Annotated in this window: 7 protein-coding genes; 1 reads left to right on the top strand and 6 read right to left on the bottom strand. The window is 64.4% G+C overall.

Annotation, left to right across the window (positions count from 1 at the left end; genetic code table 11):
* Window positions 1-518 (top strand): diguanylate cyclase (locus EOA29_RS22395; protein ID WP_127221562.1); only part of this gene is annotated, 518 nt, incomplete at its 5' end.
* 479 nt (window positions 519-997) lie between these two features.
* Here EOA29_RS22395 and rpmG read toward each other — a convergent pair.
* The 6 genes from rpmG to EOA29_RS22360 form a co-directional block, all read right to left on the bottom strand.
* Complete coding sequence (gene rpmG, locus EOA29_RS22385; RefSeq protein ID WP_006201775.1) at window positions 998-1,165, bottom strand: 50S ribosomal protein L33; 168 nt, start codon at window positions 1,163-1,165, stop codon at window positions 998-1,000.
* Window positions 1,166-1,351: 186 nt separating this feature from the next.
* Window positions 1,352-1,810 carry a hypothetical protein gene (locus EOA29_RS22380; RefSeq protein WP_126093492.1) on the bottom strand — a complete coding sequence of 153 codons (459 nt, stop codon included), beginning with the start codon at window positions 1,808-1,810 and terminating at the stop codon, window positions 1,352-1,354.
* A gap of 100 nt (window positions 1,811-1,910) precedes the next feature.
* A complete protein-coding gene (locus EOA29_RS22375) occupies window positions 1,911-3,086 on the bottom strand; it encodes an MFS transporter (protein ID WP_126093493.1) in 1,176 nt (391 codons plus the stop codon).
* Between the two features lie 20 nt (window positions 3,087-3,106).
* Window positions 3,107-3,847: an NUDIX hydrolase gene (locus tag EOA29_RS22370; RefSeq protein ID WP_126093494.1), complete on the bottom strand. Its 741-nt coding sequence runs from the start codon at window positions 3,845-3,847 to the stop codon at window positions 3,107-3,109.
* A 160-nt stretch (window positions 3,848-4,007) separates the two neighbouring features.
* Window positions 4,008-4,454: a DUF983 domain-containing protein gene (locus tag EOA29_RS22365; protein WP_126093495.1), complete on the bottom strand. Its 447-nt coding sequence runs from the start codon at window positions 4,452-4,454 to the stop codon at window positions 4,008-4,010.
* Window positions 4,454-5,851: VacB/RNase II family 3'-5' exoribonuclease (locus EOA29_RS22360; RefSeq protein WP_127221560.1), on the bottom strand; the 1,398-nt coding region annotated here is incomplete at its 5' end. The genes EOA29_RS22360 and EOA29_RS22365, both read right to left, overlap by 1 nt.

Here is a 5,851-nt window from a genome sequence, read left to right as displayed (position 1 = left end):
CCCAGACCATCGAGATGGCAGTGACCGACGGATTGACCGGACTGCATAACCGCCGCTATCTCGACAGCCATCTCGAGACGCTGTTCGACCGCGCCGTGGCGCGCCGCCGGCCGCTGTCGGTGATGATCACCGATCTCGACCGCTTCAAGTCCATCAACGACGCCCATGGCCATGACGGGGGCGACGACGTGCTGCGCGAGTTCGCCAGGCGGCTGCGCAAGAACGTGCGCGGCATCGACCTTGCCTGCCGGTTTGGCGGCGAGGAGTTCGTCGTGGTCATGCCGGACACCGAAGGCGCCGTTGCCGAGAAGGTGGCCGAACGCATCCGCGCCGAGATCGCGCAGGTGCCGTTCGCGATCGGGGCGGATGGCAAGACCATCGAAGTGACGGTCAGCGTCGGCGTGTCGTCGGTGCTGAAGGGAGCCGATACGGTCGCGTCACTGATGAAGCGCGCCGACCTTGCCCTCTACGAGGCCAAGAGCGGCGGCCGCAACCGGGTTGTCGCCAAGGCTGCCTGAAGCGCGTCACGCTGAAACGGATTTAGGCGATTTCTCAAACCGCCGCGCACTTTTGAGCAGCATGCGTTGTAGCAGCCGTCAATACCCGGCCATCCGACAGGTTACGAATTTACCTTAATCCAAGCGATTCGCGAGCCGTGGTTAAGAAATGGTTGATTTTCATACGTTCTTGAGCAAATCTGCTTCGCATAGACCGAAGACGAAGCCGGCACGAGGGTAGACTGCCCGGCTCGATCCGAAAAATACCCCATGATGCTCAGGTCCGCCGCATCTCCTGGGTCCGTGGGGTCGGCCGGCCGGCGCTGGCACATAGTGGCCTCCTCGTACCGCTGCCAACCGCCGACCGGCCCCCTTTTTTCCAAGACATGATGTCAAGGCCCGCTGCAGACAGCGGTGCTCGTTCCTGCTTGCGGATCCGTCCGCCGAAAACAAAAACGCCGCCCGAGGGGGCGGCGTTTCGGCATTTCGGGATAACCAGATTACTTAATCTTGGTTTCCTTGAATTCGACGTGCTTCTTGGCGACCGGGTCGTACTTGCGGAACGACAGCTTGTCCGTCTTGGTGCGGCTGTTCTTGCTGGTCACGTAGAAGAAACCGGTGTCGGCGGTCGACAGAAGCTTGATCTTGATGTTTGCGGCTTTGGCCATGATGTTCGTCCGTTAATGTTCGTGGAGTTTTGGCCGCTGGAGCACGGGGAAAACACCCGGACGCGGGAAACTTGGCGCGACACATAAAGAACGCGCCCGGAAAGTCAAGCCCGAGCGGGCTTCGCGAGGCCCAATGCGCCTGCCGCCGGTAACGGCGAATGGGGCCGGCGGCAGGCTGGCGGTGCTTCAGGCGCTCTCCCGGACCGGCGAGGCAGACTGTTTCCAATCCCCCGTCGTGTTCCACCAGCGGTTGGGATTGGCGCGATCGTCGAGCCCTTTCGAACGGCTGGCAAGCAGGGGCTGCAGGCGGATCACCGGTTCCTCATAGCTGTGCGCCTGGTAGATGGCCTCGACGACACGAGCGGCAAGCGCCTGGTCATCGGGCAGTTCGAACGACACCTCGACGGTGCCCGGCCGCCGGCGCAACTCGATTTCGGCGCTCGCGGCAGCCCCTTCGAGCGTCCGGTAGCGCTCGATGCCTTGCGCCGACTGATAGGCATTGCCGTCATATTTGCCCATGCGCAGCGGCGTGATCGCCACGACCGCCTCCATGATGCGTTCGACATCGGCCGCCGGCGCCTGGAAAGTGACGAGCAGAAGCAGTTCCATCCTGAGGGATTTGGTCTCAAAGCCGCTGTCAATCATCTGATCTCTCCTTGCTCTTCGTCCGTTCGAGCGAGGGTATAGCAGGGGTGCTGCTGACACGGTGATGTCAGGATTGCCCGCGCCTTGGCGACATTTCCGGCTAGAGAATCTTCCGCACCAGCCTGACGCAGACCAGGAGCATGTAGGCGGCAAAGAACACCGCGAGCGACCAGCCGAAGCCCGAAGGGCCGAAGGCGTCCATGCCGATGCCGATCGCTTGCGGGCCGATCACCATGCCGACGCCATAGCAGAGCACGAAGGCGGCATTGGCGGAGGCGAGCTCATGACCGGATAGCTGCGAGCCGAGATGGGCAAGCCCGATCGTGTACATGGCGGCGACCACGCCGCCCCAGACGAACAGCAGCGCCGCCATCAGGTGCCAGTTCTGGGCGAAGAGCGGCATGAAGGCGGTGCCGGCGAGCCCGACCGTGGCGCAGGCCAGAAGCAAGTGGCGGCGGTCGGAGACGCGGTCGCTGATCATGCCGATCGGAATCTGCAAGAGCACGTTGCCGAGGCCGATCATGGTGAGCAACAGCGCCGCGTCGGCCTCCGAATAGCCGATACGGCTGCCATAAACCGGGAACAGCGAGAAGCCGCCGGTCTCGACGGCGCCGAACACCAGCACGGCGAAGGTCGCGGTCGGCACCATCCAGACATAGCGCAGGAAGTGGCTGGTTTCGCCGTCGGCGACGATCGCCGGGCTCTCGTTGCGGGCCGCAAGCACCGGAATGGCGGCGAGCGTCACCAGCCCGATGGTGACGCCGAAAGGCAGGAAGCCGCTCGAGCCCAGATGGGCGAACAGCCAGGGACCGGCGGCGAAGCCGAGCGACAGCACCGTGGCGTAGATGCCGAGCACCAGGCCGCGGCGATGCGGCGGCGCGGAGGTGCTGATCCAGAATTCCGAAAGGATGAACAGCACCGTCAGCGAGATATGCAGCGCGACACGGAGCGGAAACCACATCCAGAAGTCCGGCGCGAAATGGAAGCCGACAAAGGCAAGCGCGCCGGCGGCAATCATCAAAAGTATCGTCCATGCGACGCCGAGCCGCACGGCAAGGGGCGTGGCGAGCGGGGCGCCGGCGATGGAGGCGAGGCCGGCGACCGCAGTGTTGAGGCCGATCATCGAGGCCGAGTGACCGCGCGTCTCCAGGATGACGCTGAGCAGCGGCATGCCGAGGCCGATGGCGATGCCGACCACGCTGATCGAGGAGATTGCCGCGATCATCGGCAGCCAGTGTACGCGTTCGTCGCCCTGTTGCTGGGTATCGACCGTCATGGGATATGGATGCTCTGCTTCTAAAGGACTTCGCGGACGAAGCGGTTTCGGACGAGCCGGAAGAACGGCACGGCACCGCCCGGACGCAGCAAGGGATCGTGGGCGAGCCGCTTTTCCAGTTCTTCCAGGATCGTACGGGTAATGTCGGGAATGTCGGCCTTGCGGGCCTCGGCAAGCGGCAGCCAGACGAGTTCTTCCAACTCGTTGGTCGGACCGCCCTCCGGCAATTCCACGGCGACGTCATCGCGCCAGGCGCTGAAGAAGCGCGTGTCGAAGCGGCGCACGCGGTTGGGTGGGGTGATGGCGCGGGCGATGAAGCGCAGGACGTCAAGCGATGGCGTCACGCCGTGTTCGACGAAACCCTGCCAGTCGCGCTTGGCGGTCGCGAACGGGCCCTTGCGGCCGATCAGCAGGCCGGCTTCCTCGTAAGTCTCGCGGATTGCCGACAAGGCGATGGCGCGCGCCCGCGCAGCGCTCGCGCGTCCCGGACCGCTGGCAAGCCTCGCCTCTTCCTTGGCGTGCAGCGGGGCGGCCACCGGAATGCGGCTGTCGGCAGGGTCTGTGCGGCCGCCGGGGAAGACGAACTTCCCGGGCATGAAGGCGTGCCGGGCATGGCGCCGGCCCATCAGCACCAGAACGTCGCCGCCGCTCCGATTGAGCAGGATCAAGGTTGCGGCATCGCGCGGACGAAGCGGCCGGCCGCCGTGCACGGCCAAGCCTTTATCGAGTTTATCGACATCCGCCTTGGTCATTCCTTCCATGCGCCCGACCTAGCGGAAACTTCTCGAATGCGAAAGTGGCTTGCGGGTTCGGATCTTTGCACCAGCCCCGGACGAAAAGTCGCTGCTGTGGCAACCCCTGGAAAAGAGCTCAGCGGTTTTCCGTCGGGAATTGCGTAGAAACAAACTTGCCGCTCCAAGCCTAGGAGTGCGGCTCAAGCTCGTCCTTCTCACCGCTGAAGCCGTGCATATAGAGTGCCCATTGCAGACCGATGACGGCGCCCTTGACCGGCTGCAGCAGCGCGACGGCCAGACCAAAGGTCAGCGGCACCCAGATCAGCGCGTGCTGCCACAGCGTGAGCGTCGAGGTCGCCTCCACACCCATGAAGGCGCCAACCACGATGTGGCCGACGATGACGATCACCAGATAGGCAGGAAGGTCGTCGGCGCGATGGTGATGGAGCTCCTCGCCGCAGACGCTGCATTTGTCGACGGACTTGGTGAAGGCATAGAACAGCTTGCCTTCGCCGCAATGCGGGCAGCGGCCGAGCAGACCGCGCTTGATTGCCGTCCACAGCGGACGCGCGACGCGGCCTGAATGATGCTCACCGCCGAAAACCTGCTCTTCCACACCAAGTCCCTTCGGCATCATCTTCTCCTGCCGCGCGGCCCGAAGCGCGATTGTGACGCGCGGGCGCGGCCCTTGGCTTTGTGAAACGACCGTCGCGAGCCTGGCAGCGGCTTCGTGTCGGTCAGCATCTCGAAACGCATGGCGCCGGCCATCGGCGCGACTTCGAGCAGCCGAACCTCGACGCGGTCGGCAAGCTGGTAGCCCTTGCCGGTGCGTTCTCCGAACAGCGATCGAGCGGTTTCGTCGTAGATATAGTAGTCGCCGTCCAAACTTGACACCGGGATGAAACCATCCGCGCCGTACTGCGGCAATTGGACAAAGAGTCCCGCCTTGGTGACGCCGGAGATACGCGCGTCGAAGGTGTCGTTGATGCGCTCGGCGAGGTAGGCGGCGATCAGTCGGTCCACGGTATCGCGCTCGGCAGCCATGGCGCGGCGTTCCGTGGCCGAGATCAGCGCGGCCACCTCTTCCAGCCGGTCGGCTTCGGGCTGCGTCAGGCCACCAGGTCCAAGGCCAAGCGCTGCGATCAGGCCGCGATGCACGATCAGATCGGCATAGCGGCGGATCGGCGAGGTGAAGTGGGCGTATCGTTTCAGGTTGAGGCCGAAATGGCCGATATTCTTCGGCGAGTATTCGGCCTGGCTCTGCGAGCGCAGCACCACCTCGTTGACCAGCGCCTCGTTGTCGGCGCCACGCACGCGCTCCAGAATGCCGTTGAACTGGCTTGGCCGCATCTGTGCGCCCCGCGCCAGCGACAGGCTAAGCGTCGCCAGGAATTCGCGCAGCGATTCCTGCTTGGCAAGCGAAGGCGCGTCGTGAATGCGGTAGACGAGAGACTCTTTCTTGCCTTCCAGCGTCTCGGCGGCCGCGACATTGGCCTGGATCATGAACTCCTCGATCAGCTTGTGGGCATCGAGGCGCTCCGGGACGATGACCCGGTCGACGGTGCCGTCTGGCTTGAGCAGGATCTTGCGTTCCGGCAGCTCGAGCTCCAGCGGCTGGCGCGCGTCGCGGCCGCGCTTCAGCACGGCATAGGCATCCCACAGGGGCTTCAGAACGTTGTCGAGGATCGGCCGTGTCTTCTTGTCGGGCGCGCCGTCGATCGCTGCTTGCGCCTGCGGGTAGGCAAGCTTGGCCGCCGACTTCATCATGATGCGGTGGAAGGAGTGCCTAAGCTTGCGGCCTTCCGCCGAGAAGGTCATACGAACGGCAATCGCGGGGCGATCCTCGCCTTCGCGCAGCGAGCAGAGATCGTTGGAGATGCGCTCGGGCAGCATCGGCACGACGCGGTCCGGAAAATAGACCGAGTTGCCGCGCTTCAGCGCCTCGCGGTCGAGCGGCGTGCCGTAGCGGACATAGGCGGCGACATCGGCGATCGCCACCGTGACGATGACGCCGCCGGGATTCTTCTCGTC

Source organism: Mesorhizobium sp. M1E.F.Ca.ET.063.01.1.1 (genome assembly GCF_003998155.1).
GTDB lineage: Bacteria > Pseudomonadota > Alphaproteobacteria > Rhizobiales > Rhizobiaceae > Mesorhizobium.
This window is presented reverse-complemented; position numbering and strand designations above follow the sequence as displayed.

Coding starts and splice junctions, on each gene's coding strand:
- EOA29_RS22365 (WP_126093495.1), bottom strand. CDS start 4,454: ATGCCGAAGGGACTTGGTGTGGAAGAGCAGGTTTTCGGCGGTGAGCAT.
- rpmG (WP_006201775.1), bottom strand. CDS start 1,165: ATGGCCAAAGCCGCAAACATCAAGATCAAGCTTCTGTCGACCGCCGAC.
- EOA29_RS22370 (WP_126093494.1), bottom strand. CDS start 3,847: ATGGAAGGAATGACCAAGGCGGATGTCGATAAACTCGATAAAGGCTTG.
- EOA29_RS22375 (WP_126093493.1), bottom strand. CDS start 3,086: ATGACGGTCGATACCCAGCAACAGGGCGACGAACGCGTACACTGGCTG.
- EOA29_RS22380 (WP_126093492.1), bottom strand. CDS start 1,810: ATGATTGACAGCGGCTTTGAGACCAAATCCCTCAGGATGGAACTGCTT.